Source organism: Mesorhizobium amorphae CCNWGS0123, from assembly GCF_001686985.1.
In the GTDB taxonomy this organism is placed as follows: domain Bacteria; phylum Pseudomonadota; class Alphaproteobacteria; order Rhizobiales; family Rhizobiaceae; genus Mesorhizobium; species Mesorhizobium amorphae.
The window spans coordinates 903,852-929,369 of record NZ_CP015318.1 but is presented as its reverse complement, the minus strand read 5'-3'; the positions used below and the strand labels follow the sequence as shown (position 1 = coordinate 929,369).

27 protein-coding genes are annotated in these 25,518 nt (G+C 63.5%); 11 read left to right on the top strand and 16 right to left on the bottom strand.

What is annotated here, in order from left to right; all coding sequences use genetic code 11:
* Positions 1-66: 66 nt before the first annotated feature.
* Positions 67-741, bottom strand: coding sequence for an ArsR/SmtB family transcription factor (locus A6B35_RS04470; RefSeq protein WP_006200589.1), 675 nt, complete (start codon positions 739-741; stop codon positions 67-69).
* Between the two features lie 180 nt (positions 742-921).
* Between A6B35_RS04470 and A6B35_RS04465 the strand changes: the two genes are divergently transcribed.
* Both A6B35_RS04465 and A6B35_RS04460 read left to right on the top strand, forming a co-directional pair.
* Entirely contained in the window at positions 922-1,254 is a 333-nt protein-coding gene (locus tag A6B35_RS04465; RefSeq protein ID WP_006200588.1) for an NIPSNAP family protein, read from the top strand.
* The gene (locus A6B35_RS04460; RefSeq protein WP_006200587.1) at positions 1,251-1,595 is read left to right on the top strand and encodes an antibiotic biosynthesis monooxygenase family protein; all 345 of its coding nucleotides are present in this window, start codon (positions 1,251-1,253) and stop codon (positions 1,593-1,595) included. The genes A6B35_RS04465 and A6B35_RS04460 overlap by 4 nt, the downstream gene beginning before the upstream one ends.
* An 8-nt stretch (positions 1,596-1,603) precedes the next feature.
* On the opposite strand, the gene mbfA is transcribed toward A6B35_RS04460, so the two are convergent.
* On the bottom strand, positions 1,604-2,587 hold the full coding sequence (gene mbfA, locus A6B35_RS04455; protein WP_006200586.1) for an iron exporter MbfA: 984 nt from the start codon (positions 2,585-2,587) through the stop codon (positions 1,604-1,606).
* A gap of 171 nt (positions 2,588-2,758) precedes the next feature.
* On the opposite strand from mbfA, the gene A6B35_RS04450 reads away from it, so the two are divergent.
* Both A6B35_RS04450 and A6B35_RS04445 read left to right on the top strand, forming a co-directional pair.
* Positions 2,759-3,079, top strand: coding sequence for a hypothetical protein (locus A6B35_RS04450; RefSeq protein WP_006200585.1), 321 nt, complete (start codon positions 2,759-2,761; stop codon positions 3,077-3,079).
* 135 nt (positions 3,080-3,214) lie between these two features.
* A complete protein-coding gene (locus tag A6B35_RS04445; RefSeq protein WP_006200584.1) occupies positions 3,215-4,195 on the top strand; it encodes a threonine/serine dehydratase family protein in 981 nt (326 codons plus the stop codon).
* An 87-nt stretch (positions 4,196-4,282) separates the two neighbouring features.
* Here A6B35_RS04445 and A6B35_RS04440 read toward each other — a convergent pair whose 3' ends face one another.
* The 5 genes from A6B35_RS04440 to A6B35_RS04420 all read right to left on the bottom strand — a co-directional run bounded on the left by A6B35_RS04440 (position 4,283) and on the right by A6B35_RS04420 (position 9,053).
* Entirely contained in the window at positions 4,283-5,248 is a 966-nt protein-coding gene (locus A6B35_RS04440) for an MBL fold metallo-hydrolase (protein ID WP_006200583.1), read from the bottom strand.
* A 100-nt stretch (positions 5,249-5,348) separates the two neighbouring features.
* The gene (locus A6B35_RS04435) at positions 5,349-6,485 is read right to left on the bottom strand and encodes an ABC transporter permease (RefSeq protein WP_006200582.1); all 1,137 of its coding nucleotides are present in this window, start codon (positions 6,483-6,485) and stop codon (positions 5,349-5,351) included.
* Positions 6,482-7,402, bottom strand: coding sequence for an ABC transporter ATP-binding protein (locus A6B35_RS04430; protein ID WP_006200581.1), 921 nt, complete (start codon positions 7,400-7,402; stop codon positions 6,482-6,484). Before A6B35_RS04430 ends, A6B35_RS04435 begins: the two co-directional genes overlap by 4 nt.
* Positions 7,399-8,352 (bottom strand): HlyD family secretion protein, encoded by a 954-nt coding sequence (locus tag A6B35_RS04425; RefSeq protein WP_006200580.1) that lies wholly within the window; start codon positions 8,350-8,352, stop codon positions 7,399-7,401. The genes A6B35_RS04430 and A6B35_RS04425 overlap by 4 nt, the downstream gene beginning before the upstream one ends.
* The gene (locus A6B35_RS04420) at positions 8,349-9,053 is read right to left on the bottom strand and encodes a CerR family C-terminal domain-containing protein (protein ID WP_006200579.1); all 705 of its coding nucleotides are present in this window, start codon (positions 9,051-9,053) and stop codon (positions 8,349-8,351) included. Before A6B35_RS04420 ends, A6B35_RS04425 begins: the two co-directional genes overlap by 4 nt.
* Before the next feature lie 91 nt (positions 9,054-9,144).
* Between A6B35_RS04420 and A6B35_RS04415 the strand changes: the two genes are divergently transcribed.
* The 3 genes from A6B35_RS04415 to A6B35_RS04405 are packed head-to-tail and all read left to right on the top strand — an operon-like array spanning position 9,145 to position 11,428.
* Entirely contained in the window at positions 9,145-9,618 is a 474-nt protein-coding gene (locus tag A6B35_RS04415) for a CYTH domain-containing protein (RefSeq protein WP_006200578.1), read from the top strand.
* Positions 9,615-10,559, top strand: coding sequence for a CHAD domain-containing protein (locus A6B35_RS04410; protein WP_006200577.1), 945 nt, complete (start codon positions 9,615-9,617; stop codon positions 10,557-10,559). The genes A6B35_RS04415 and A6B35_RS04410 overlap by 4 nt, the downstream gene beginning before the upstream one ends.
* Before the next feature lie 41 nt (positions 10,560-10,600).
* On the top strand, positions 10,601-11,428 hold the full coding sequence (locus tag A6B35_RS04405; protein WP_006200576.1) for a C40 family peptidase: 828 nt from the start codon (positions 10,601-10,603) through the stop codon (positions 11,426-11,428).
* 69 nt (positions 11,429-11,497) lie between these two features.
* Here A6B35_RS04405 and A6B35_RS04400 read toward each other — a convergent pair whose 3' ends face one another.
* Positions 11,498-12,703, bottom strand: a complete 1,206-nt coding sequence (locus A6B35_RS04400; RefSeq protein WP_244897073.1) for an adenylate/guanylate cyclase domain-containing protein — start codon at positions 12,701-12,703, stop codon at positions 11,498-11,500.
* 360 nt (positions 12,704-13,063) lie between these two features.
* Positions 13,064-13,864, bottom strand: coding sequence for a helix-turn-helix domain-containing protein (locus A6B35_RS04395; RefSeq protein WP_006200574.1), 801 nt, complete (start codon positions 13,862-13,864; stop codon positions 13,064-13,066).
* A 113-nt stretch (positions 13,865-13,977) separates the two neighbouring features.
* On the opposite strand from A6B35_RS04395, the gene A6B35_RS04390 reads away from it, so the two are divergent.
* The gene (locus A6B35_RS04390; RefSeq protein WP_006200573.1) at positions 13,978-14,838 is read left to right on the top strand and encodes an SMP-30/gluconolactonase/LRE family protein; all 861 of its coding nucleotides are present in this window, start codon (positions 13,978-13,980) and stop codon (positions 14,836-14,838) included.
* Positions 14,839-14,990: 152 nt separating this feature from the next.
* On the opposite strand, the gene A6B35_RS04385 is transcribed toward A6B35_RS04390, so the two are convergent.
* The 5 genes from A6B35_RS04385 to A6B35_RS04365 form a co-directional block, all read right to left on the bottom strand.
* Positions 14,991-16,763, bottom strand: coding sequence for an adenylate/guanylate cyclase domain-containing protein (locus A6B35_RS04385; protein WP_006200572.1), 1,773 nt, complete (start codon positions 16,761-16,763; stop codon positions 14,991-14,993).
* Positions 16,764-17,144: 381 nt separating this feature from the next.
* Positions 17,145-18,848 (bottom strand): SulP family inorganic anion transporter, encoded by a 1,704-nt coding sequence (locus tag A6B35_RS04380; protein ID WP_006200571.1) that lies wholly within the window; start codon positions 18,846-18,848, stop codon positions 17,145-17,147.
* 79 nt (positions 18,849-18,927) lie between these two features.
* Positions 18,928-19,194 (bottom strand): helix-turn-helix domain-containing protein, encoded by a 267-nt coding sequence (locus tag A6B35_RS04375; RefSeq protein WP_006200570.1) that lies wholly within the window; start codon positions 19,192-19,194, stop codon positions 18,928-18,930.
* A 91-nt stretch (positions 19,195-19,285) separates the two neighbouring features.
* Complete coding sequence (locus A6B35_RS04370; RefSeq protein WP_006200569.1) at positions 19,286-19,987, bottom strand: phosphatase PAP2 family protein; 702 nt, start codon at positions 19,985-19,987, stop codon at positions 19,286-19,288.
* 112 nt (positions 19,988-20,099) lie between these two features.
* A complete protein-coding gene (locus tag A6B35_RS04365; protein WP_006200568.1) occupies positions 20,100-20,441 on the bottom strand; it encodes a hypothetical protein in 342 nt (113 codons plus the stop codon).
* 194 nt (positions 20,442-20,635) lie between these two features.
* Between A6B35_RS04365 and A6B35_RS04360 the strand changes: the two genes are divergently transcribed.
* Both A6B35_RS04360 and A6B35_RS04355 read left to right on the top strand, forming a co-directional pair.
* Positions 20,636-22,639 (top strand): PhoX family protein, encoded by a 2,004-nt coding sequence (locus A6B35_RS04360; RefSeq protein ID WP_006200567.1) that lies wholly within the window; start codon positions 20,636-20,638, stop codon positions 22,637-22,639.
* 143 nt (positions 22,640-22,782) lie between these two features.
* Positions 22,783-23,007, top strand: a complete 225-nt coding sequence (locus A6B35_RS04355; RefSeq protein ID WP_006200566.1) for a hypothetical protein — start codon at positions 22,783-22,785, stop codon at positions 23,005-23,007.
* Between the two features lie 29 nt (positions 23,008-23,036).
* Here A6B35_RS04355 and A6B35_RS04350 read toward each other — a convergent pair whose 3' ends face one another.
* Together A6B35_RS04350 and A6B35_RS04345 are read right to left on the bottom strand one after the other, a co-directional pair.
* Entirely contained in the window at positions 23,037-23,717 is a 681-nt protein-coding gene (locus A6B35_RS04350; protein ID WP_065518152.1) for a GNAT family N-acetyltransferase, read from the bottom strand.
* Positions 23,714-24,205: a MarR family winged helix-turn-helix transcriptional regulator gene (locus tag A6B35_RS04345; protein ID WP_006206177.1), complete on the bottom strand. Its 492-nt coding sequence runs from the start codon at positions 24,203-24,205 to the stop codon at positions 23,714-23,716. Before A6B35_RS04345 ends, A6B35_RS04350 begins: the two co-directional genes overlap by 4 nt.
* Before the next feature lie 272 nt (positions 24,206-24,477).
* Here A6B35_RS04345 and A6B35_RS04340 point away from each other — a divergent pair, with 272 nt between their 5' ends.
* Positions 24,478-25,515, top strand: a complete 1,038-nt coding sequence (locus A6B35_RS04340) for a phosphatidylglycerol lysyltransferase domain-containing protein (protein WP_006206178.1) — start codon at positions 24,478-24,480, stop codon at positions 25,513-25,515.
* The last annotated feature ends 3 nt before the right edge of the window (positions 25,516-25,518 follow it).

The window sequence follows — 25,518 nt, the reverse complement described above, 5'->3', positions numbered from 1 at the left end:
GCATGGATCCTCGGGTCTGCGCTGCGTCGCTACGCTCCTTGCTCCGCCCGTGGATGACGAAGCCGCTCAGCCCAAAAACACCCTCTCAAACTGCCGTCTTCCCCCCGGTGAAAACACCACCGCCCGGCTGTCCTTTTCGCGTCGTGCCCATTTTTCGGCGAGGATCTTGTCGAGGATCGCTGCGCCCAGCGTGCCGGCGAGGTGCGAGCGCCGCACGCTCCAGTCGAGGCAGGCGCGGCACACCGGCCGGCGCGCCTTGGCCTCGACATCGATGCCGAGTGCCGAGAAATGCGCCGCGGCCGAATGCCCGAGCCGGATTTCCTTGTCGTCGCGCAGCAGCACCTTCCTGTCGACGAGGCGATCGAGCATAGCCACGGCCTGCTCGCCGGCGAGATGGTCGTAGCAGACGCGCGCCACGCGCATGGCCGCGTCGCGCGGGCCCGGCCGCACCCGCTTGGGACCGACGGCTTCCGCGACGCCGGTGATTGCCTCGATCATGCCGGCCACCTGCGGCCCGGCGAGGCCGTAATAGCGGTGCCGCCCCTGGCTGGCCAAAGTCAGCAAGCCGCCCTCCATCAGTTTCGACAGATGCGACGATGCGGTCGGCAGCGACACGCCGGCCTCCAGCGCCAGCTCTGATGCGGTCAGAGCCGTTCCGCCCATCAGCGCAGAGAGCATGTTTGCCCGCGCCGGATCGCCGACCAGGCTGGCGATGCGGGCTATGTCGGGTCCTTCACGCATAGTTTCATCTCCATCGAAGCATCCCCGCGAGAAAACCACTATCCTGCGATCAGATCAAGGAGATGGCGATGACCGCCGCAACGCTCCTGACATCGAATCGCCTAGCACAGGCAAGCGCGCAATGTTTCGACCGTGCTCGAAGTGTCGCCGTAACAGACCCAAGCCGACGAGGAGACGAAAATGACCATCACCTGTTTCATCCGCTACGAGATCGACCCGTTCGGCAAGGCGGCATTCGAGGAATATGCGCGCAACTGGGGGCAGGTCATCCCGCGCTGCGGCGCCGACCTGATCGGCTATTTCTCGCCGCATGAAGGCTCGGCCACCACCGCCTACGCCGCCTACAACATCGAAAGCCTCGCGGCCTACGAAGCCTACCGCGCCAGGCTTGCCGCCGATCCGGCCGGCAAGGCAAACTACGAACTCGCGAAGCGGGAAAAATTCATCCTGAAGGAGGATCGCATGTTCCTGAAGCTCGCCTCCGGGCCGCACGCCAAATTGGTGCTGCCGTGATCGCCGTCATCTTCGAGGTCGAGCCGGCGGCGGGCCGTCGCGACGCCTATCTCGGCATAGCCGCCGAACTGCGGCCGCTGCTCGACGGCATCGACGGCTTCATCTCGATCGAGCGCTTCCAGAGCCTTGTCGATCCGAACCGCGTCCTGTCACTGTCGTTCTGGCGCGACGAGGACTCGGTCAAGGCCTGGCGCAACACGGGGGAGCACAGGCAGGCGCAGAAGGCCGGCCGTGGCGGAATCTTTGCCGGCTATCGTCTGCGCATTGCCCATGTCGTGCGTGACTATGGACTGACTGAGAGGGCCGAGGCGCCAGCGGACAGCCGGGTGGTGAATGGGTGAGGGGATCGCTAAGCGTTCCCGATCAGCACGCCCGCAGCAAACACCAGCGCGCCGCCCAGCACCACCTGGAAGGCGGCGCGCCAGAATGGCGTTTGCATATAGCGGTTCTGCACGAAGGCGATCGTCCAGAGTTCGAAGAACACCACCACGGCCGCCACCGCGGTCGCCGTCCAGAACAACGGGATGAGATAGGGCAGCGCGTGGCCGAGGCCACCGAGCGTCGTCATGATGCCGACGGTCAGCCCGCGCTTCACCGGCGAGCCGCGGCCCGACAGTTTGCCGTCGTCGGAGGCGACCTCGGTAAATCCCATCGAGATGCCGGCGCCGATCGAGGCGGCAAGCCCGACCAGGAAAGTCTGGAACGTGTCATGGGTTGCGAAGGCCGCGGCGAAGATCGGCGCCAGCGTCGACACCGACCCGTCCATCAGCCCGGCCAGTCCGGGCTGCACATAGGTCAGGATGAACTGGCGCTGCTCTGCGCTCGCCTCCTCGTCCTTGACCTCGCCCGGCACATGTTTTTGTTCAAGCTGGTGTGCCGAGCTCTCATGGCCTTGTTCGGCCGCGGCCAGATCGTCGAGCAGCTTTCGGGTCGAGGCGTCGGTGGTGCGTTTGGCCGCCTCGACATAGAACAGATAGGCCTGCCGCTCCATCGCCTCGGCTTGCCGACGCACGGCGTCGATGCCAAGCGGCCTGACCAGCCAGTCGGGCTTGCGCTCGTAATAGCCCTTCACATGATCGCGCCGGATCAGTGGGATGCGCTCGCCGAAACGCTTGCGGAAAAGCTCGATCAACGAGTCGCGGTGGCCGTCCTCCTCTTCCGCCATCGCCTCGAACACCTTGGCCGATTGCGGAAAGCTCTCCGCCAGCCCGTCGGCATAGGCGCGGTAGATGCGCCCGTCATCCTCCTCGGACGAGATGGCCAGCGCCAGGATCTCCTGCTCCGACAGCGAATCGAAAGAACGGCGACCGAAGCCGAAGACACGTGAAAGCATGAGGAAGTCACCCAGATTAGAATAGTTCTAAACTATGGCTTCATCCGTTGCTGGTCAATCGCGATCGCCCGGAGTTCAAAAAATGTTGAACCAAGCAGTTGCCACGAGGCCTTCATTATTGGCGAAGGTTCGCCTATATACCCGAACCTAAGCCAAACAAAGGAATCACGGATGACTGAAAAGCCGCACGCGCACCCTTTTGACCCAAAGCCCGTCCTCGATCTCATCGCCAGCATAGAGGCCGACCTGCAACGCCTGAAAGGCCTCGTCGAGCAGCAGGTCGAAAAATTCGACCCCGCCAACCCGCACAACAAGACCCCCGACGGCAAGCTGACCGAGGAAGGCGTCGAATGCTGCTACCGTATGTTCGACGACGGCAAGTCGCGCTATTCGGTCGCCCAACAGATGAAGATCTCCTTCGCCGCCGCCACCCACCGCTTCAACGCCTGGCGCAAGGCCGGCGGAGCCCGGCGGAAGACGCTGCTGGGGTAAGAACCGTGGAGCTGCCGGAGGCAGCGGGCCTCGGCTGAGGCAAAGGCGATTTTGTAACGGTCACATTTTTTCGTTGGCATGCTGCCGTATTTTCCGTGCACCATGAATGGACCCACCTTCCTGCAAGGCACCCGCATGACCGCTACCCTTCCCGGCATTGCCGACATTCACCACGCCGCCACGCGCCTTTCCGGCCTGATCGTCGAAACGCCATTGATCGAATCGCAAGAACTCAACAAGCGCTTCGGCGGCCGCATCCTGTTCAAGCCGGAGACGCTGCAGCGCACCGGCTCGTTCAAATTCCGCGGCGCCTACAACAAGCTGTCTTCGCTCACCGAGGAGGAACGCAGCCGCGGCGTCGTCGCCTTCTCCTCAGGCAACCACGCGCAAGGCGTGGCCGCCTCCGCGGCGATGTTCGGCGTCAAGGCGATCATCGCCATGCCGGCCGACGCGCCGGCGATGAAGATCGCCAATGTCCGCAAGATGGGCGCCGAGGTGGTGCATTTCGATCGCGTCCGCGAGGACCGCATGACCGTCGTTCGCCCTTACGTCGAACAGGGCATGGTTCTTGTGCCGCCCTACGACGATCCCAGTATCATCGCCGGCCAGGGCACGATCGGCCTCGAACTTGTACGCCAAGCAAAGGCGCTTGGCGCGAGCCTCGACGCGGTCGTTATCCCCTGCGGTGGCGGCGGCCTCTCCAGCGGCATTTCGATCGCGGTCAAGGACGCTTCGCCGGGCACCGCGGTCTGGGGGGTGGAGCCCGAGCATTTCGACGACACCCGCCGCTCGCTGGCTAAGGGCGCCAGGGTGACGAATGAGCCCGGTCATCAATCGATCTGCGATGCGCTTCTCGTCGCCGAGCCGGGCGCGATCACCTTCGAGATCAACCGCAAAAACCTTTCCGGCGTCGTTGCCGTCTCCGACCAGGCAACGCGACAGGCGATGCGCGACGCCATGGCCAATCTCAAGCTGGTCGTCGAGCCCGGCGGCAGTGTGGCGCTGGCAGCACTGTCATCGGGCGAGATCGAGCTGGCAGGCAAGTGCGTCGCCGTGGTGCTGTCGGGCGGCAATGTCGATTTCGGCACCTATGCGGAAATCATGGCGGCGGCCTAGGGTGAAGACCGGTTCGAGGTCGCGCACCTCTTTCCACCTTGCAAGGATCGGAGGGCATGGGGCCAATAGCTCTGCCCACGGGGGTCGTCAAAGCACGAACGTCTTGCCGACCGCAGATGGAACGACCCTCTCGCCATAGGCGGCCGCAAGTGCGCTCGTGGCGCGCCAACCCGTGCAGTGCCCGGGTGATATCAATTGCAGGTCAAACTGCGCCAGCGCTTCGACCGTCTCCGGGATACTTGGCTCGGTGATCCCGGAGAGGTGGAAGCCGCCAAACACGGCGTAGAGCGGGATATCCGGAAACCGCGCCTTGGCGTGCGTCAGAACGTTGATCAGGCCGGCGTGCGAGCAGGCGGTGAAGACGACTTGCCCCTTGCCGGCCACGTTGATCGCCACGAAACGCTCGTCCGGCATTACTTCGTCCGGCTCCCAACTGCCTGCCGCGCTCTGGCGATACTGGCCGGGAAACCCGCGTTCGAACCGGGTCACGCGAGGGATTTCGCCGCTCACATAGAACGTCTCGTCAAAAAGCAGCAGCTCATCTCGGGTAATGATGACATCGGCGCCGTTTCCGGACAGGACATCCACGCTCGGCACCAGTTCCATCGGCCGAAACTGCCCATCGCCGGATTTGGTTGCGCGCAAGGCGAACATACCGGGGTGCATGTAGGTCGGGATACGCTGTCCGCCATTGCTCATCGTGATCATTTGGAGGGCGCGCGGCATTGCACCTGCATGATCCCAGTGACCATGCGACAGCATCACCGCGCCGACTTCCCCTAGATCGACGCCGAGCCTGACAACGTTGCGCTCAAACACCCATTCCTCGGGCCCAGTGTCGAACAGGAGTGAGCGGCTGGCGGGTCCAGTCCGGGCGGTGATCAAGCAGGACAACCCATGCGCGGCGCAGCACAGGCATTTCCCGGTTAGCCATTGCATCCCTTGTCGGCGGTGGCGGGCGAACTCGGTCTCGACGAAACCAGGATTCGACGAGAGACTGTCGGTCGCGTTGTCGACCAGAAAGATGATCTCTGCAGTATCGACGGCTTTCATGGGAGCGCCCGCCCGACGATGCATAGGGGCCGCCACTCTATCCAATTCGGGTGCCGCGCACAGCCCCGATAGGCATCCAGAGTCCATGCATTTCCTGACCCTAATCCAGAGTCCGCCTGAACCGCACTAGCGCCACGCCGGCAAACAAAGCCACGAACACCACCAGCCAGCCGATCTCGGTCGCCACCGCCGGCAGTTCGGCGCCTTTCAGCATCACCGCGCGGATAATGCGCAAAAAATGCGTCAGCGGCAGGATCTCGCCGAACAGCTGCGCCCAGTCCGGCATGCCGCGATAGGGGAACATGAAGCCGGACAGCATGATCGACGGCAGGAAGAAGAAGAAAGTCAGCTGCAGCGCCTGCATCTGCGTGCGGGCGATCGTCGAGATCGTGTAGCCGAGCAGCACCAGCGCCAGCACGAAGATCAGCACGGCGGTCAAGAGCAGCGACATCGAGCCGGTGAAGGGAATGGCGAACAGAAGTTTTGCCGCCGCCAGCACCACCACCACCTGCACGGCGCCTACCACCAGATAGGGCAGCACCTTGCCCATCATGATCTCCAGCGGGCTGGAGGGCATCGCCAGAAGGTTCTCCATCGTGCCGCGCTCGGTCTCGCGCGTCAGCGCGATCGAAGTCATCATCACCATCGTCATCTGCAGGATGACGCCGAGCAGGCCAGGCACGATGTTGTATTGCGAGATGCCTTCGGGGTTGTAGCGCCGGTGCACCACCACTTCGAGCTGGCCCTTGGCGCTCTCGGCGGCGGCCTCCTGCATGCCGCGCGCCCGAAGCAGCGCCTGGTTGGCGACGGTGCCGAGCGTCGAGATGGCGCCGCTGGCCACCGCCGGGTCGGTGGCGTCGGCCTCGATCAGGATCTGCGGATTGTCGCCGCGCTCGACCCTGCGGGCGAAATCGGCGGGGATGGTGACGACGAAGGCGACATCGCCGCGCGACATCAGGAATTCGGCTTCCTCGGCACTTTGCGCGACATAGTCGAAGCGGTAGTAACCGGTGGTCTGCAGCCCCGAGACCATGGCCCGCGTATAGGGGTCGCTGCTCGTCGCCACCAGTGCGGCCGGCAGGCTCTTCGGGTCGTTGTTGATGGCATAGCCGAACAGCACCAGCTGCATCAGCGGCACGCCCAGCATCATGGCGAAGGTGATGCGGTCGCGCCGCATCTGGATGAACTCCTTGATCAGCAGGGCGCCGAGCCGGGCGAAGGAAAAGAGGCTGTTCATGCCATATTGTCCTTCGAACCGGACATGAACTGGATGAAGACGTCTTCGAGGCTGGTTTCGCCTGGCGCCACCGTGACGCCCTTGTGCTTCTTCTCGATGTCGGCAAGTGCTGCCTGCAGCGCCTTCCTGTCGGAGCCGACGACATGCAGCGTGGCACCGAACGGCGCCACCTGGTCGACGCCGGGCCGGCCCTGCAGCGCTTCGGCCACCTGGTCGAGACGCGGCCCCATCAGGACGAAGGTGGTCAGCCCGGCATTCTTCACCACCTCGTCGACCGTGCCGGTGGCCAGCATCTTGCCGTAGGAGATGTAGCTGATGCGGTGGCAGCGCTCGGCCTCGTCCATGTAATGGGTGGAGACCAATACGGTCAACCCGCCGCTCGCCAGCCGGTGGATCTCGTCCCAGAATTCGCGCCGCGCCTTCGGGTCTACGCCCGCGGTCGGCTCGTCGAGCAAAAGCAGCTTCGGCTTGTGCATGATGCAGGCGGCAAGCGCCAGCCGCTGCTTCCAGCCGCCCGACAGTGTGCCGGCCAACTGGTTGCGGCGCGTGGTCAGGCCGAGGTCTTCCAGCGTCCGCGCCACATGGTCCTCCACCGGCTTCAACCGGTAGAGCCGGGCCACGAATTCGAGGTTCTCGCCGATCGTCAGATCTTCGTAGAACGAGAATTTCTGCGTCATGTAGCCGACTTCGCGTTTGATGCTGAGGCTGTCGGTGCGGATGTCGAAGCCGAGCACGGTGCCCTCGCCTTCGTCCGGCGTCAGCAGCCCGCACATGATGCGGATGGTCGTCGTCTTTCCTGAGCCGTTCGGCCCGAGGAAGCCGACGATCTCGCCTTCGGCCACCGTCATCGTCACGTGGTCGACGACGGTCTTGTCGCCGAAGCGCTTGACCAGGCCATGGACGTCGATGGCGTTCATTTTGCGCCATCCGCCAGATCGACGTCGACGATCTGTCCGGGCTGCAGGGGCCCCGCATCGCCCTCCGGCCGCGCCTCGACAAGATAGACCAGCTTCTGCCGGTTCTCGAGCGAATAGATCACCGGCGGCGTGAACTCCGGGTCGGGTGAGACATAGCTGACGCGCGCCTTCACATCCGGCCCGCAGCCGTCGCAATGGACGCCGAGCAGCGTGCCGACCTTGACCGAGGAAAAGGCGCTTTCCGGAATGTAGACGCTGAGCTTCACCGCGCCGTCCGGCAGCATCGAAATCACCGGCGCGGTCGGCCCGGCGGTGTCGCCCGGATTGCGGATCACGTCGTTGACGCGACCGGGCGAAGGTGCGGCCAGCACGCGCTTGGACAGCCGCCATTGCGCTTGCTCCAGCGCCGACTGCGCCTGCTTGACCTGGTTGTCGGCGGCCTTGATCGTCTCGGCGCGCGCCGGCAGGCCGCCGACGGCGAGATTGGCCTCCGCCTGGCCGACCTGCGCATTGGCGGTCTCCAGCGTGGCGGAGGCCGTGTCATAGTCAGCCTGCGTGCCGGTGCCGCGCTTGAACAGGTCGCTGGCGCGGTCATATCTGCGCCTGGCGTCGGTGGCCTGCGCCTTGGCCATGTCGACTTGCGCCTTGAGCACCGCGATTTCTTCCGGACGCTTGCCGACCTGCAAGTCCGCAAGTTGCGCCTGCGCTTGGGCGAGTGCAGCTTCCGCCTGCGCCACCGCGATCTTGGCGTCGGCGTCTTCCAGTGTCACCACGGGCGTGCCCGGGGCTACCCGATCGCCGCGTTTGACCGCGACCGTCGCGACTTGCGCCACCTCGATCGGTGCCAGCAGCACATAGTCGCCCTCGACATAGCCGACGGCTAAAGGTGCGGCCGGCGCGCAGGCGCCGAACAGCTGGGCGGCAAGCGGCAGCGAACAAAGAAAACTCATGATTTGCCCTCCTTGCGGGCGGCCGGACTATGGGCGGCGAGGATCGCGCCGAGATTGTCCGCCGTCACCGCCACCACCTTGGCGGCCTCGGCCTCGCCGATCTCGTTCCAGCCCATCCTGCGCATGACCGCCTCGCGGCCGATGCGGAAATAGATGACCTGGCCGATCAGCGTGAACACGGTGAGCCGGGTAGCCTCGCTTTCGGCCGCCTCGCCCGTCGCTTGCTCCCACACCTGGCAGAGCCGGCGATGCGTTGGCTCGAACACACCGGCATAGATGCGGTCGAGCGCCGCTGTCGGATGTGACAATTCCCTAAGTACGAATTGTACGATCTCGCCGGCCTGCGGGCTTGCCACGATGAAGCCCACCATCCGCTCCAGCGCCGTGAAGAGCTGCGCCCGCGCCGCCTCGGGAGTGGCCGGTGAGGCCGCCTGGGCCGCGCCGGTGGCCTGCCCGGCTATCACCTGGATGGTGTCGACGATATAGTCGGCGGCGGCGGCGCGCAGCCCTTCCTTGCCGCCGAAGTGGTAGGCGATCGAGCCGATATTGGCTTTCGCCTCGGCCGCGATCTCGCGTGTCGAAGTGCCGTCGAAGCCTTGCCGCCCGAACAGCTTGAGTGCCGCATGCACCAGCGCAGCGCGTGTCTGGTCGGCAGGCGAAGCTTCGCGAAGCGAAGGTTTGGCGCTCGGTTTCTTGCTCATCAATCGTATTTAATCAATCGATTGATTAAAGTCAAATTGATTCTCAGCTTCGACTTGCCATCTCGGGGCGCCCGCGCTTTAGTGCCCGGCCATGGGCAAGGAAGTCGAGCGCAAATTCCTGGTCTCCGGCGCCGCCTGGCGTGAGCTGGTCGAGGCGGATATTCGGATTCGACAATTTTACCTTGCCGCCGCGCCCGGCCGCACGGTCCGCGTGCGCATCAGCGACGGCACTTCTGCCGAACTGACGCTCAAATTCGGCAGCAAGGCGCGCGAGCGCGACGAGTTCGAATATCCGATCCCGCTGGCCGAGGCCGAGGAGATGCGGGCATTCGCCATCGGACGTGTCATCGAGAAGACACGCCACCATGTTAGGCACCGCGGCTATCTCTATGAAGTCGATGTATTCGGCGGAATGCTGGCGGGGCTTGTGGTCGCTGAACTCGAGACGCCGGAAGACGTGCCGGACGAAATGCTGCCAGATTGGCTCGGCCGGGAAGTCACCGGCGAGCACAGATTCTACAACGCGTCGCTCGCCCTTGGGGGGATTCCGGAGATCGCCGCATGAGCTTTCGCATAGACCCGCGCCTGCCGCTGACCGGCGAGGTCAGGCGTATCCTCGCCGAAGAGGTTGGCAAGTCGCTCGCCCATCTGGATGCGGCGCGCGACAACCCCGAGAAGGCGCTGCACAAATGCCGCAAGCGGCTGAAGAACGCCCGCGCCCTGCTGCGCCTGGTCCGTTCTGGAGACGAGGCGTTCTGCAAGACCGAGAACGAGTGCTACCGCCATGTATCGGCCCTGCTGGCCGGCCCGCGCGAGGCGACGGCGCTGATCGAGACCATCGACCGGCTTGCAAAGAGCTTTCCCGAGCAGAGCGCCGGTGGCGGTCTTGATCCCGTCCGCGACCGGCTGGTGGTGCGCCAGCACGAGATGCATGCGGGCGCCGGACTCGACGCCGCCATAGGTGCTGCGACCGCCGCTTGCGCGGAAGGTCTCGGCCACATCGACAGGCTGGTCCTGCCCGACCAGCCGGAACAGGCCGCCGATATCCTCGCCGACGGCGCCCGCGCCACCTTGCGCCGGGCTCGCAAGGCGCTGGACAGGGCAGGCTCCCGCGGCGCGGCCGATGATTTCCACGATTTGCGCAAGGCGGCCAAGACCCACAGCATGCATCTGTCGCTGCTCGGCCGGCTGTGGCCGACGCCGATCAAGGCCAGGCGCAAGGCGGTCGACGAACTGGGCGAGCAGCTGGGCGACCTGCACGACGTGTTCGTCATGCGCGCGCTTCTCGATGCCGATGGTGAGCCACTCGGTTCGCCCGAGGACACAAAGCTTCTCGCCAAGCTGCTGAAGCGCTCGGAAAAGAGCCTGAGAAAGACCTGCCTCGCCGACGCGGCCGAATTGTTCGGCGACAGCCCCAAGCGGTCGACGAAAAAGCTCGCCCGCAAGGTGCGCGAAGACCTGGCAGGCGCGGCTCAGGAAGATGCTGGCTTGCCCGTCGCCAGCTGATCATGGTCCACACCGCCGGTCTGTGCTAATCGCCATCTACGATGACCGCGCCCGCCGAAACGCTTCTCGATCGCCTTGGCCGCTGGCTTGCCGGCCGGCTGCAGGATGAATCCTCCGGCTACGAGCCGTACACGCCGTCCGACGCCGAAACGCTGCGGCGCACGCTCCAGCCCGGCGACATCCTGCTCATCGAGGGCAACCAGAAGATTTCGGCGGTCATCAAGTATTTGACGCAGTCGACCTGGTCGCACGCGGCCTTCTATGTCGGCGACGCCCTGGCGGAACCCGAGGACGGGTCGGAGCGGCGGCGCCTGATCGAGGTCACCCTCGGCGAGGGTTGCGTCGCCGTGCCGCTGTCGCGCTACCGCACCTACAACACCCGCATCTGCCGGGCGAGCGGCCTGGCGCCGGAAGACCGCGACAAGGTCGTCGCCTTCATGATCGGCAAGCTCGGGTTGAAATACGATCTCAAGAACATTTTCGACATGCTGCGCTTCTTCCTGCCGACGCCGCCGGTGCCGGTTCGCTGGCGCCGCCGCATGCTGGCCTTCGGCTCCGGCGACCCGACGCGGGCGATCTGCTCGACGCTGATTGCCGAGGCTTATGGCCAGATACGCTATCCGATCCTGCCCGAGGTCACGCGCGCGCCCGGCCGCGCTTCGGCGCAGTCGAGCTATATGCGCCGGGAAATCCTGCACATCCGCCACCACTCGCTCTACACGCCGCGCGATTTCGACCTGTCGCCCTTCTTCCGCATCGTCAAGCCGACGCTGGAATATGGCTTCGACTACCGGGCGGTGACCTGGGACGACAAGGCAAGCACAGACGCCGCAGCCGCGACGGCTGGCGCAATCGCCTCAGACACGTGACGGCTTTCGGGCTTGGCCAGGACATGCCCCTATCCGGCTGTGGCGCAGGCGTTTACATGGCGACCTACATCATGCCGAAACCGCAATAGCGCCCTGGTTTTCGGCTCTGTGTTCGACCCAGACATGGACAGGTTCGTCCCGGCCGCGGATGCTCACCGGTCCATGATCGCGCGCATTCAACTGTGTCGTGGGCGATTCCGCCTTCGCGGCCTCAATCAGTCGTGACCCGAAGCAAATGTTCGCCTGAAGCTCACGGCAGAGCGACTGCAAACGGCTGGCGACGTTGACGGTGTCGCCCACCACCGCGAAGGACAGATTGCGCTCGCTGCCGACCGCACCGATGACGACTGCGCCATACTGTGCACCGATCCGAACGTCCAGCGACGGGTATCCCCTGGACACCCGCTGCACATTCCAGTTTTCGAGAGCGGCGATCATCGCTTCAGCGCACTGGATGGCCCGAGTCGCGTCGTCATGGCTGGCTTGCGGAACCCCGAATGTCGCCATGATGCAATCGCCGATATAGTTGTCGACGGTGCCATTGTGGTCGAAAACGACCTGTTCCATGCGACGGTGGAACTGACGCAGAAGTTCGAACACTGCTTCGGCCGGATGATCCTCGGAATAGTGTGTGAAGCCGACAATGTCGGCGAACAGCACCGCGATGTCCTGCCGGCGGACCGGGCCGAAGGGCTCGTCATCGCTGGCGAGCTGGTCGACTACATTGGGCGAAAAATGCCGGGCGAGATTGGCGCGGGCGCGCTCTGCCTTGACATAGTCTTCCGACAGATGTCGGGAACGAAAGACGACCAGCGCCATGATCGCGCCGATAATCAGCACGACCAACACGTTGGTCGCCTGCGCGAAAGTATCGACGAAATTGGGGTTAAGATAGAGGTTCAGTCGCTCTGTCACCGGTAGCGAATAGAGGTTCGTCGCCGGAATGACGGTTCCCGGATGAAAAATCACCCATCCCACGCCGATCGCCCACGTCAAGGCCGCGAGCGCGCCGAGATAGAGTGCCAATCGTGTCGAAAGGGTCAGCGCGCCAAGGCATACGAAAATCAGCAGGAATTTGAAGCTGCCCTCGCGCAGTTGCATCGCGGCCGGCGCGACCTCCAGGGAAAACGGGTTGGGCGTTATCAGCAGAACGGTCAACAGAACGATGTCCAGCGTACCGACGAGGTACCCGAGCCACCATGGAGCCGTGCGACGGCGCGCAAAGAGAAACTGGATCAGGCCGACGAGCTGGAACAGCACCAGGCCCGCCAGCACGAAGAGCAGCGAGGCATCCCAGCGGCTGATCAATGAAAAGAAGCAGGAGATCGCAGCGAGCGATGCCGTACGCGCCCAGAACTGCAATGCAGCACCCTGGCGTTCTGCGCGCGCCCGCAAATTTTTCAGGCGCGAATAGCGGCGAAGCTCAAGTGTTGGCGCGCTCGGCATGGGATCACTTCGATTTCACGGGGACGCGTCACGCATTCGGCAAACCCGCCCTCTACAATCTGGCAAATCAGTGCGCTAACTCTATCATGAATGTGGTTTCATTTTTGAAACGCGGCTGAAAAGAGCAAAAACGTCCAGACAAGAGATCTTGGTGAAAACCAAAGCAGGACAGGCGGAGGCTTGGCCGTGTCAGGCCGGCAAAGGACGGCGTCCCTTTGCAGCAGCGGCGGGCCGGTCGGAAGCACCGGCATCCCTAGGGTGCGGACCAACCGGCATGATCGCCGGAAAGGGCGTCGCGCCGAACGCAAAGGTCCATTTGTAGCCGATAAGCGCGTCTTCGGGCGTCGTGTGCTGGTCGTGATGAGCCAGCAGCTTTGCGCGCTCCGCCAGTTCCTCCGCCTCGCGTCTGACCATCTCGGCCGTCTCCGGCCGCATCCGCCGGGAGAAGCTGACGAATGTCGCCTCACGCTGCAGATGGTTGATCGCCCAGCCGATGAAATTCTTGTTGGTCGCCTCGAACAGCGGCCTGAGCGGTCCTTCGAAATTCCACTGGATCGGCGTCTCGACCAGCAGCCTCGCCGAAAGGCCGCGGCCGAGCGCGACCAGTCCGAGCTCCTCGAGGTCGCGCAGATAGAGGAACATCGAAGCTTCGCTCAGGCCTTGCGAGCGCATGATGCCTTCGGGCGTGAATTTCTCCGACAGCATGATGAAGACGAACAGCAGCGCCGGCCGGCTCGCCAGCTTGCGCTCGATCTCCGGCGCCACGTGGTTGGCCGGCCCCGGTCCCCGGTTCATCGCGCCCAGCACGTTCTCCAGCTCGACCTCGGCAGCGGTGCAGATCTCCACCAGGCGGTCGAGCTTGCAGTTGCGCTCATGGAAGATGCGCTTCACCGTCGGCTCGGAAACGCCCATGCGGTCGGCCAGCATGCGATAGGTGAGGCCTTTCGCCTTCAGCGTCCGCTTCAGCGCCTCGAAGATCGGGCCGTTCATGGAATGCACCTCTTTCGCGCGATTTCGTATCGATCTTCGATACTAGTGCCAAAAGGCCTTCCGGAAAAGTATCGAAAAACCTAGCTCTCCTCCGTCACCACAGGAGATCAGCCATGAAAACCCTCGTCACCTCGATATGTCTCGCCGTCTTCGGCATCGCGGCAGTACCTGCCGCCCAGGCCGGCGAAATCTGGCGCGCTTCTGGCTTCGAGCAGCCGGAATCCGCACTCTTCGATGCCGCCAACAAGCGCATCATCGTCTCCAACATCGCCGGCAATCCCGGCGCAGCAGACGGCAACGGCTATCTGTCGGTGCTGTCGCTGGACGGCAAGATCGTCACCCAACATTGGACCGACGGCATGGACGCACCCAAGGGCATGGCAATCTCCGGGGGCAAGCTTTACGTCGCCGACATCACCAAGGTCCGCGTCGTCGACCTCGCCAGCGGCAAGCTGGATTCAAGCATCGACGTACCGAAAGCCGTCTTCCTCAACGACATGACCGCCGACAGCTCCGGCAAGGTCTATGTCACCGACATGCTGGCCGACACGATCTACCGCATCGACGGCGACAGACCGGAGCTGTTCTTCAAGGACGCCGCCCTTGCTTCGCCCAACGGCATCTTCGCCGACGGCAACAGGCTGATCGTCGCCTCCTGGGGCAAGGGCATCAAGCCCGATTTCAGCACCGCCGAGCCCGGCGGCCTGCTGTGGGTCGATCTCGCCACCAAGGCGATTTCGCCACTGCCCGGCGCGCAAAAATTCGCCGACCTCGACGGCGTCATCGCCATCGGCGACAGCATCTATGCCACCGCCTACATGACCGGCACGCTCTACCGCTATCATGAGGGCGGTGCGCCGGAGGTGATCGCGACCTTCAAGCCGGGCAGCGCCGACATCGGCACCGACGGCAAGTCGACCATCTATGTGCCGTTGATGAACGAGGGCGCGGTGGCGGCACTGAGCCTCGATTGAAAGCCAAGGTCTCGGGGCCGGTCTACGAAACTTCCGCTTGGCGCCAGAAGCGGTCATCCGCTGCCAGTTCTCGAGTGACCGCAGTGGGCCGGAAGCAGTAGGTCCTCTTGTGGTACAGGGAAGAACGATTGCGGACGTCGATGCAGAGGAGCCTAGCCCTTTTCCCCTGCGTCATTCTCAGCAGAACCTAAATTCGGCCGCTCAATCCTTTGCGTCTCAACATTGTAGACGCGAACGTGCCCTTCGAGGCCTTTGAACTGGCGAGTACCGAGGTCAACGATCGGCGTGTTGCCAGGCAAATGGCGTGCCACGGAATAATCTATAAGGATTTGTCCATCTTCAGCGGACGAACACAGCCTCGATGCCAAGTTCACGACATTGCCGATTGCGGTGTAGTCAGCGCGGGCCTCATAGCCAATTCGACCCACCGTTGCCCACCCCATAGCGAGCCCCATGCCGAAGCCAATCTTGTAACCACGTTGCCGCCACTGAGATATGAGCTCTTGTGTGGAATCCTGCATGTCGACAGCCATTTTTACGGCATGAAGCGCCGGCCCTTCACATGGAACCGGGGCGTTGACGAGGATCATCAATCCATCCGCCGAAAAACTGGTCAGTGTTGCTTCATACTTGGTGATGATCGCTCCGAGCGCCTCATAGTACTCACGCAGGACCTGCATGAGGTTCTCAGGCTCAGCGTGCGCTGAAAATGCAGTAAAGCCACGTAAGTCGCTAAAAACAGCGACTATTTCTGCGCGCTGTCCAGCGAGCATTCGCTCATCACCGGCCTTCTCTACGAGTTCCGCAACCTGTGGTGCAAGGAAGCGCTTCAACCGCGTCAGTCGCTCCGCGCGGTCCCGCGATGTGGCAAGTTCCTGCGCCATTTGGTTGAACCGCGCAGCCAGCCGCTCAAGTTCGTCTCCAGTGACAATGTTGATCCGATGATCGAATTGCCCGGCACCGATCTTGAGGGCGCCTTCTTCCAGCAATCGGATGGGCCCGCTCATCCGTCTGGCAAGCCAATAGGCGAGTACCGCCGCAAGGACTGTGGCGGCGAGGAACAACCCGCCGGTCCGCCACAATGAAGCGTATAGGGGTGCAAATGCCTCTGCCTGCGACTGCTCGACAAATACCGTCCACCCGGCCGCGGCAACGGGCGCGCCAGCGGTCACAACGCGTTCATTCTCGGCGTTGCGGTTTGCAATCGCAGTGCCGCCCGCGGCGGCGATCGCATCCTGCAATCCGCGTAGCGCCAAAGCTGCTTTCTCGTCGGCGCCCTGCATCACTTTGCTGATCGCGGGGTGAGCGATGAGGTGGCCAGTCTGGTCGACGACAAGTGCCTGGCCGCTGCGGCCCACGCGGATTTCGGAAACGATGAGCCAGATAGGCTTCAGACTGATTTCGGCGATGATCGTGTTTTCTAGGACTGTATCGTCGTAATTCGCCATCGCCATGGTTACCGACGGTTCGGAACCCTGGCGATAAATGACTGGGCCGTACCAGACCTTCGCCGTCCTGGCGCCCACGACAGCGGGATCGCCCGAGCGGTCCGCCCCGCTTTCTGTCCTGTTTTTGCCCGTGCGAGAGACGTGCAGCCGTTCCGCGTCGGCGCCGTCGACGAAACTGATGCTGAGAATTCCCGGGACCTGGTGCATCACGCGCAGGAAAAGAAGCCGAAGCTGTTTCACGCCGGCATTGGCCGACACGTCCTCGGGGATCGTGGAGCCGAGCGGAATCTTGATGCTGTCAAGAAAGCTCTCAATTTTGTCAGCCGCCGATGTTGCCTCGGACCGCAGCAGGGCACTGAGGATCGCACGCTGGTCGACATAGCTGAACCAAGTGTTGCTGATGCCACCGGCGGCCATCGGAAAAATGGCCGCCGCGAACAAGACTAAGAAATACTTCTGAAATAGCGATCGACGCATGCATGCGGCTTTGAGATTGGAGGAAGGTCTCCCACGTGATGCGACCCGACCATAGGTCGCGACAGCTCAGTCCCAGAAAGGTAATCTAAATTATTGCGTCTTGGTATGGGCTGAGCCGTTCCCCCTCATGGTCGCGTCTCGCGCCTTCCACGGGGTTGGATAAAGGAATGTTTCCCGGATCGGGGAGAGTCGCAATCACGACCTCAGCTTGATGGTGTCCGCTTTAGGGCAACGACGAACTTGCCTGTTAGGCCGAAATAAGGCGCAAAGCTGCCGTTCGCGTGGTGGAAGACGTAGCTCGGCTTCGGGTCAAAAATTGACATTCAACGGGCGAACATCCTCGCACCGACAAGGGGACCACCGACCGGCAAATCCTGCTCGCTACTCTCGGTTCCCGGCCAACTGCGCCCGCGCATCCCGGATCGAGGCGGCGTAGGTCACCAGCGGCCGTTTGACGCCGTGGTTGATCAGCATGCGCCTTGTCTGCGGCGAAGCGCCGGCGATGATGAAGCGCACGCCGGCGCGCCTGGCCTTGTGGGCAGCGCCCTCGATGACATTGGCCGCGGTCGAATCGAAGAACGGCACCGCCGAGCAGTCGAGGATGAAGTTCTTGCGTTGGTCGGCGATACGGTCGAGCACCGTGCCGACGGTCGAAGCGGCGCCGAAGAAGAATGCGCCCGAGATCCGGTAGACGACGGTGTCGGCGTCGCTCGCCTCGCTGGAATCATAGGCGCTGGCGCTGTCGGCCACGTCCTCCGGCACCAACGATTGATCGGGCTCGACCGCGATGCTCTTGGCCATGCGGTCGATGAACAGGATCGAGCCCAGCACGAAGCCGACGACAATGCCCTCGGTGAGATCGCGGAAGACGACGATCAGGAAGGTCGCCAGCAGCACCAGCGCGTCGCCGCGCGACGTGCGCAGCAGTGTGGCGAAGGCCTGCTTCTCGACCATGTTCCAGCACACCACCGCCAGCACGCCGGCCAACGCTGCCAGAGGAATGTAGCTGGCTAAGGGTGCCACCACCAACATCAGCACCAGCAGGATCACCGCATGGATCATGCCGGACACCGGCCCGTGCGCGCCGGCCCGCACATTGGTGGCGGTGCGGGCGATGGTGCCGGTGGCGCAGATGCCGCCGAACAGGGCCGATGCGATATTGGCAAAACCTTGCGCCACCAGTTCGCAGTTGGAACGGTGCCGCCGTCCGGTCATGCCGTCGGCGACCACGGCCGAGAGCAGCGATTCGATCGCGCCGAGCAGCGCAAAGGCGATGGCATCCGGCAGCACGTCGATCATCCTGGCGAGGCTCACCGACGGGAAGGCCGGCCATGGCAGGCTGCGCGGGATGCCGCCGAAACGGGTGCCGATCGTCTCCGCCGGCAGCGAAAGCAGCGCCACGATGACCGAGGCCAGCCCGATGGCGATCAGCATCGCCGGCCATTTCGGCCGCCAGCGCTTCAGCAAGGCGATGGCCACGATGGTCAGCACCGCCACGAAGGTCGCCGAGAGGTTGATCGTGCCGGCCGCCTCGCCGACCGCCATCAGCTTCGGCACCAATGGCCCGGGTTCCTTGCCGGCAAGCTTCAGCCCGAACAGTTCGACGATCTGGCCGGAAAAGATGATGACGGCGATGCCGGCGGTGAAGCCGACGGTCACCGGATAGGGGATGAACTTGATGTAGGTGCCGAGCCTCAGATAACCGATGACGAGCAGGAAGATGCCGGCCATGATCGTCGCCAGCAGCAGCCCGTCGACACCGACCCGCGCCGTGGTCGCCGCCACCAGCACGATAAAGGCACCGGCCGGCCCGCCGATCTGGAAGCGGCTGCCGCCGAGCGCCGAGATGATGAAGCCGCCGACGATCGAGGTGTAGAGGCCGCGCTCCGGCGTCACGCCCGAGGCAATGGCGATCGCCATCGACAGCGGCAGCGCCACGATGGCGACAGTCAGCCCCGCGATGGCATCGGCCCTGAAGTGCTCGAGCGTGTAGCCCTCGCGCAGCACCGTCACCAGTTTGGGCGTGAACAGTTCAGAGAAAGTTGGCCGTACCGGTTGATGCGTCTCCCGCCGGATCTGATCCATGGACTGCCTTCCGCGTCTCGGAGGCGGCGGGGATCGTCGGCAGGATGTCGGCGGTCGCCGTCGCGACTTTCTTGCGGGCTCAGTTCTGTGGGTTCTGCGGCGCCGGCTTGAGGCGTACGCCCCTGCCGCCGCGCTCGCTGGCCTGGTTGTCGCCGATCAGCTCCACCCCGGCCTCGTCGAGGGCCTGGATGACCTTCATCAGCGTGTCGACCACGCCCCTGACGACGCCGTCGCTCGCTTCCATACGCTGGATGGTCGGAAGCGAAACCCCGGCGCGCTCGGCCAGCGTCTTCTGATCGATGCCGGCCAGCGCCCTTGCGGCGCGCATCTGCGCGGCAGTGATCATCGGCCAGAACCCTTGTCTGAGTCTGCAGTGTCAATGGATAATATAAGGATCATGATGTTTCAAGCATCAATATAAACAGATGAAACATGTGTCATTCGCTATCCGTCACCGCTTTGCGCCGCTGCAGCACGCGCGCCACCAGCCAGCACAGCATGGCCCAGGCGAAGCCGGCGCACCAGCCGGCCAGCACGTCGGAGGGCCAGTGGACGCCGAGATAGACGCGACTGATCCCGACCAGCACGGTGGTCAGCACCGCGAGGCAGAGCACAAAGATCTTCGTCGTCCGCCCATGCAGGAAGCGGGCCACCAGCGACCCGAGCGTCAGATAGGTCACCGCCGACAGCATGGCGTGGCCGCTCGGGAATGAGAACGACGTCTCGTTGACGAGATGCGAGACGAGATCCGGCCGCGGCCGATCGATGCCGGCCTTCAGCAGGCTGGACAACACCTGGCCGCCGGCCACGGCGACGAAGATCAGCAGCGCCGTTGCCGGCCTGCGGATCATCAAGAGATAGATGATCACCGCTGCCGTGATCAGCACCAACACACTGGCGCTGCCGAGGCTGGTGATGTCGCGCATCGCCCCTTCCAGCCACGGCGGCCCGATCGGGCTGTCGGGTTGGCCCGCCTTGCGGAAGGCGAGCAGGATTTCGGTGTCGAAAGCGTGCGGCGTGCTCGCCCGCGCCACCTCCATCAATTCCTCGAATCCCCACAGCCCACTGGCGATCACCAGGCCGGCCAGCAGGACCGGGAATTCGATGCGGTTGAGCAGCGTGTGAGCGAAGGTCTTCATCGGGTCTCGCTAGAGCGGTTCATCGTTTCGCGGAAACGCCGAACCGCTCTTTTCCTTTGTTTTTGACGCAATTCCGGACGGAAAACCGTTTCACACTTTTCCTGGAATTGCTCTAGAGGTGCGTTTGCAGATAGGGCCCGAGCATGATCAGCGCCACCGCCGCGACCGCCAGCACGATGCCGGTCGCCTGCAGCGCGTTGACGCGTTCGCCGAAGAACACCAGCGCCACGGCATTGACCGACACCAGTTGGATCACCGCCGACAGGCTGAACGACACCGACATGCCGAATTCTCGGATCAATCTCAGCATGATAAGATTGCCCAGCGAATAGAGCGCCAGCGTCACCACGATCTTGCCCAGGCTCGGCGCCAGCCCCCATTGCTTGGCCGCCGTTGCCGCCAGCAGGAAGATCACGGTCGAAATGCCGAGCTGAAGTAATCCGGAAAGACTCACTTTTTGCCCCTGAATGACGCTTGTGGCAGCCCTTGTTTCCGAAGCGAGCCGGGACGTCAAGCAAGGTCCATCGCACCAAGGTCCGGCTGGTGATTGAAACCGGCTTACAATGTCACGAAAGTGTGATCCGCCGACTGTAAGGGTCGAACAGGTACCCATGCTCCAGCCACTCCAAGAAGCCAGAGGCAAGTCTCATGACCGACCATCGCTCCCCCGACGCCCGTTTCCGCACCAGCCTGCTCGAGGAAAATGACGGCCCGGCCACCAACCCTACCGACAACCGCACCATGGGCGAGATCATCGCCTCGCGCTTCTCGCGCCGCGGTTTTCTGAAAGGTTCGCTCGCCGTCTCGGCCATTGCCGCCACCGTCAGCCCGCTGGCATTGGTCAGCGCCGACAATGCCCGCGCCGCCGAAGGTTCGGCCTTCTCGTTCGACGAGCTCGAAGCCGGTATCGACGACAAGCATCACGTAGCACCCGGCTACGATGCCGATGTGCTGCTGCGCTGGGGCGACCCGCTGTTTGCCGATTCGCCTGAATTCGACCCGACGAAGCAGTCGGCCGAGGCCCAGCTGAAACAGTTCGGCTACAACAACGACTATATCGGCTATATCCCGATCGACGGCTCGGCCGAGCATGGCCTGCTGGTCGTCAACCACGAATACACCAACTCGCACCTGATGTTTCCGGGCATCGTGAAAGTCGTCGACAAGGACGGCAAGAAGGCGCTCGAAGTCGCACCGCTCAGCAAGGAGCAGGTCGATGTCGAGATGGCAGCACACGGCGGCACCATCGTCGAGATCCGCAAGGACGGCGGCAAATGGCAGGTCGTGCGCGACGGCAAGCTCAACCGCCGCATCAGCTCCAACACCGAAATGGCGCTGTCCGGCCCTGCCGCCGGCCATGACCGCCTCAAGACCAGCGCCGATCCGTCCGGCACCAAGGTCATCGGCACCCTCAACAATTGTGCCGGCGGCGTCACGCCCTGGGGCACCTATGTCATGGCCGAGGAAAACATCCACGGCTATTTCTCCGGCGAACTGCCGGCCGACCACAAGGAAGCCACCAACTACAAGCGCCTCGGCATTCCCGAAGGTGCCTATGAGTGGGGCGCGCACTACGACCGTTTCGACCTCGCCAAGGAACCGAATGAGGCCAATCGCTTTGGCTGGATCGTCGAGGTCGACGTCAACGACCCGACTTCGACGCCGCGGAAGCGCACCGCCATGGGCCGCTTCAAGCATGAGGGCGCCGAATCGATCGTCGCCAAGGATGGCCGCGTCGTCTTCTATCTCGGCGACGACGAGCGCTTCGACTATGTCTACAAATTCGTCACCAAGGGCACGTTCAACCCGAACGACCGTGCCGCCAACATGAACCTGCTCGACGACGGCACGCTGCATGTCGCCAAGTTCGCCGAGGACGGCTCGGTCGAATGGCTGCCGATCGTCTTCGGCCAGGGCCCGTTGACGGCCGAAAACGGTTTTGCCGATCAGGCCGACGTGCTGATCGAGACGCGTCGCGCCGCCGACCTGCTCGGCGCCACCAAGATGGACCGCCCCGAGGACATCCAGCCCAATGCCGGTAACGGCAAGGTCTATGTCATGCTGACCAACAATTCCAAGCGCAAGGCGGAGCAGGTCGACGCCGCCAACCCGCGCGCCGAGAATGCCTTCGGCCACATCATCGAGATCGTCGAGGACGGCGGTGATTTCACCGCCACCAAGGGCAAGTGGGAAGTGCTGCTGAAGTGCGGCGATCCCTCGGTGGCCGAAGTCGGCGCCACCTTCTCTACGGCAACGACAGCCAATGGCTGGTTCGGCATGCCGGACAATTGCGCCGTCGATTCGGCCGGACGCCTGTGGGTCGCCACCGACGGCCAGGGCCCGAAGGCCACCGGCCGCACCGATGGCCTGTGGGCGGTCGACACCGAAGGCTCGGCGCGAGCGACGTCAAAGCTGTTCTTCCGTGTGCCGATCGGCGCAGAAATGTGCGGCCCGCTGTTTGCGCCGGACGACCAGACCGCTTTCGTCGCCGTCCAGCATCCGGGCGACGGCGGCGAGGACTGGGAAGCCTTCGGTCGGCCCTCCTACTATGAGGACCTGTCGACGCGTTGGCCCGATTTCAAGCCCGACATGCCGGTGCGGCCGTCGGTGGTCGCCATCACCAAGCAGGGCGGCGGCAAGATCGCGATCTGACACGGCCAGACTGGAGAGATTGGACAATCGCAGGAGGGATTTCGGCAACCCGAAATCCCTCCTTTTTATTCAGGGACCTATCAAGCCTCGGGAAAGATTGGCAATTTAGGCGTGGCGCCCTAGGTCTTTATCAGGAGATCGCCATGCCGAAATCCATTTATGATCGTGGCCTGCTCAAGCCTGCTGATATCGCCAGGCTGCAGCGCGTCTTTGACGAAGCCTGCCAGCGGCGCGAAGCGCATCCCGAGTCAGCCGAGGCGCGGGAAATCGCCCTGACCCTGCTTGCACTGCATAATGCCGGCATGGTCGAGGAGGACATGCTCATGGAAGCCGTTGGTTTCCGGCGGCTTGATTCAAAGTCGGCTTGATGTCCACGGGAACAGCCGCTCACGCGCCCCTATGCAGCATGTTGGACCACGGCCATGTTCATCGTGCTTCTCAGCCGGAAGCCGATCGACTCGTATAGTCTTATGGCCGCGGCGTTGGTGGCATAGGCATGGAGATAGGGAACTTCGCCGCGCGCCATGATCTGGTTTGCCACGAACAAGGACAGCAGCCTGCCCAGGCCGCGGCCGCGAAAGTCCGGATGCGAGCACACGCCGCTGAGTTCGGCATAACCAGGTTGCTTCATGCGCTCGCCGGCCATCGCCGCAAGTCTGCCGTCGATCTTCACGCCCCAGAAATCGCCGAGGCTCAACGCCTCAGCCGTGAACGGGCCAGGCTTGGTGACCGATGCCAGGGCGAGCATGTCGGCGGCATCGTTTCGCGTCAGGCGTTGCACACCCTCGTCGGACACGATCGGCAACGGCTGTTCGGCTGTCATCTGCACCAGGCACGCGGTCGAAATCGCAGAAAGCTCCGCAGGCAAGACGATTGCATCCGCCTGGACCAGGATGGTGCTCTCGAGCGGGGGAATGAGCCTGCTGAGCGCCTGCTGGCTTTCCACGTCGTGCGCTGCCGTGGCGGCGAAAGGAACGATCGACGATAGGTATCGCTTGGCAAGGCTGTCGCCTTGCGCGAACGCCTGATGGCGCGTCGCGAGTGCGCTCCAAATGGGACGGTCGAGAACATGGCTCATTGCACGGCAGCCCCGGTTCTTTCCGCACGGCGGTCGAGAGGAACTGCGGCGAGGCCGTCCTCGATGGCGGCCAGTTGATCCAGAAGCGGCCCCGAAAGGTCTGCGCAGAGATCCGCGACGGCCTTCTCGATGCGTGGCCAGGCGTCGCGCTTCGCAACATCGACCAGCCGTCGACCGTCCCGGGTGAGCGAGACAATCCTGCGCCGCTGGTCGTTGTTTGACTGGCCGACTTCGACCAACCCCAATTCGGCCAGAAGCGAGACGCTTCGTGTGACGCCCGGCTGCGCAATCCCAAGAGACTGCGCCAGTTCACCGACCGGCAGCGGCCCGAGCCTGTCGAGCGCGGCCAGGAGCGGGAACTGGCTCGACTGAACCTGGACATCCAGGCGATCGAGCACTCGCTGCGTATCCGCCTGCAACTGCTCGCCTATACGCTTCAACCTGCTGCCCAGGCACAAGAAGCCAAGAGATCGAATGACGTCTTCCATGATCAATCCGTCCACGCAAATCAATAACATGGTATATAACAATGCATGGAAAGTCAAAAGCCGGTGCCATAGGGCGCAACTCGAGCGAGTGATGGCCCAGGAATAAGGCCGCTGCCATCCGCCGCCTTTTGGCCGAGATTCCCCTGCAGATGGCGCCCGATGGCGCCTTCTATGGCGCATGCGCGATATGATCGATAAATCAGGTCGCGTCAGTGCGACTGATTCGAGGCCCGTGGGCTGGCGGGTCTCCCTTTTCGACACGCGGATCGGCCATGCCCTCCTTGCGCATCACCATCGACAGGCTTCTTGAAGGCGCAGCACCCAGGGTTCCGCGCCAGGAGCTGACGCATGTCGAGCGCCTGGCGCTGGTCCGCCGGCATGGCAATTTCTCGCTCGCCTACTCGACCGCCGTGCAGCAGAAACTGTCCTATTTCGGCGACAGCGACGGCTACATCGCCTTCGGCACCAAGATGAAGCACCATTTCGCGCTGGGCGACCCGGTGGTGCATCCGCCTGACCGGCCCGCCTACATCAGACGTTTCGTCGAAGCCGCCGGTAGTCCCTGGTTCGTGCAGATCGGTGCCGAGACCGCGCGCGTGCTGGCCTCGCTCGGCTATCAGGTCAACCGCCTGGGTATCGACACCAGTCTGCCGCTGCCCGACCATGATTTCTCGGGCAAGCGCAACGAAACGGTGCGCTACTCCGAGCGTTGGTTGCTGAAAAAGGGGTACTCCTTCGAGGAAGACAGGCGCAGCATCTTCCTCGACGAGATCGCCAGGCTGTCCGAGAACTGGCGCGGCGAGCGCATCGTCAAGCGCTGGGAAATGGGCTTCCTCAACCGGCCCTTCGCCGACCATCTCGGCATCGACATGCGCCGTTTCGTGCTGCGCGGCCCCGACGGCGAGCTCGTCGCCCTGCTCGACTTCGATCCGCTGTTCAGCGGCGGCAAGGTCACCGGCTACACCACGGCCTTCAAGCGCAAGCATGTCGACGCCACCCCGCATGCCGAGATCGGCCTGACCAAATTCGCCGTCGACCGCTTTCGCGAGGAAGGCGTTTCCGTCGTCACGCTGGGCCTGTCGCCACTTGTCGACATCGAAGCCAGCGGCTTTGCCGAATCGAACTTCTGGCGCAGCACCTTCCAGCGCGCCTACGGTTCCGCATGGGTCAATCGCTCGAAGTTCAATTTGCAGGGCCAGGCGGCTTTCAAGCGCCGCTTCCACGGCAAGGAGCAGCCGACCTATGTCGCCTTCCGCAAGGGGACATTTGTCGAAATGCTGGGGCTGCTGCGGCTGGTGAAGGCAATCTGAAGC

Coding starts and splice junctions, on each gene's coding strand:
- A6B35_RS04470 (WP_006200589.1), bottom strand. CDS start 741: ATGCGTGAAGGACCCGACATAGCCCGCATCGCCAGCCTGGTCGGCGAT.
- A6B35_RS04465 (WP_006200588.1), top strand. CDS start 922: ATGACCATCACCTGTTTCATCCGCTACGAGATCGACCCGTTCGGCAAG.
- mbfA (WP_006200586.1), bottom strand. CDS start 2,587: ATGCTTTCACGTGTCTTCGGCTTCGGTCGCCGTTCTTTCGATTCGCTG.
- A6B35_RS04450 (WP_006200585.1), top strand. CDS start 2,759: ATGACTGAAAAGCCGCACGCGCACCCTTTTGACCCAAAGCCCGTCCTC.
- A6B35_RS04445 (WP_006200584.1), top strand. CDS start 3,215: ATGACCGCTACCCTTCCCGGCATTGCCGACATTCACCACGCCGCCACG.
- A6B35_RS04440 (WP_006200583.1), bottom strand. CDS start 5,248: ATGAAAGCCGTCGATACTGCAGAGATCATCTTTCTGGTCGACAACGCG.
- A6B35_RS04435 (WP_006200582.1), bottom strand. CDS start 6,485: ATGAACAGCCTCTTTTCCTTCGCCCGGCTCGGCGCCCTGCTGATCAAG.
- A6B35_RS04430 (WP_006200581.1), bottom strand. CDS start 7,402: ATGAACGCCATCGACGTCCATGGCCTGGTCAAGCGCTTCGGCGACAAG.
- A6B35_RS04425 (WP_006200580.1), bottom strand. CDS start 8,352: ATGAGTTTTCTTTGTTCGCTGCCGCTTGCCGCCCAGCTGTTCGGCGCC.
- A6B35_RS04420 (WP_006200579.1), bottom strand. CDS start 9,053: ATGAGCAAGAAACCGAGCGCCAAACCTTCGCTTCGCGAAGCTTCGCCT.
- A6B35_RS04415 (WP_006200578.1), top strand. CDS start 9,145: ATGGGCAAGGAAGTCGAGCGCAAATTCCTGGTCTCCGGCGCCGCCTGG.
- A6B35_RS04410 (WP_006200577.1), top strand. CDS start 9,615: ATGAGCTTTCGCATAGACCCGCGCCTGCCGCTGACCGGCGAGGTCAGG.
- A6B35_RS04405 (WP_006200576.1), top strand. CDS start 10,601: ATGACCGCGCCCGCCGAAACGCTTCTCGATCGCCTTGGCCGCTGGCTT.
- A6B35_RS04395 (WP_006200574.1), bottom strand. CDS start 13,864: ATGAACGGCCCGATCTTCGAGGCGCTGAAGCGGACGCTGAAGGCGAAA.
- A6B35_RS04390 (WP_006200573.1), top strand. CDS start 13,978: ATGAAAACCCTCGTCACCTCGATATGTCTCGCCGTCTTCGGCATCGCG.
- A6B35_RS04385 (WP_006200572.1), bottom strand. CDS start 16,763: ATGCGTCGATCGCTATTTCAGAAGTATTTCTTAGTCTTGTTCGCGGCG.
- A6B35_RS04380 (WP_006200571.1), bottom strand. CDS start 18,848: ATGGATCAGATCCGGCGGGAGACGCATCAACCGGTACGGCCAACTTTC.
- A6B35_RS04375 (WP_006200570.1), bottom strand. CDS start 19,194: ATGATCACTGCCGCGCAGATGCGCGCCGCAAGGGCGCTGGCCGGCATC.
- A6B35_RS04370 (WP_006200569.1), bottom strand. CDS start 19,987: ATGAAGACCTTCGCTCACACGCTGCTCAACCGCATCGAATTCCCGGTC.
- A6B35_RS04360 (WP_006200567.1), top strand. CDS start 20,636: ATGACCGACCATCGCTCCCCCGACGCCCGTTTCCGCACCAGCCTGCTC.
- A6B35_RS04355 (WP_006200566.1), top strand. CDS start 22,783: ATGCCGAAATCCATTTATGATCGTGGCCTGCTCAAGCCTGCTGATATC.
- A6B35_RS04350 (WP_065518152.1), bottom strand. CDS start 23,717: ATGAGCCATGTTCTCGACCGTCCCATTTGGAGCGCACTCGCGACGCGC.
- A6B35_RS04345 (WP_006206177.1), bottom strand. CDS start 24,205: ATGGAAGACGTCATTCGATCTCTTGGCTTCTTGTGCCTGGGCAGCAGG.
- A6B35_RS04340 (WP_006206178.1), top strand. CDS start 24,478: ATGCCCTCCTTGCGCATCACCATCGACAGGCTTCTTGAAGGCGCAGCA.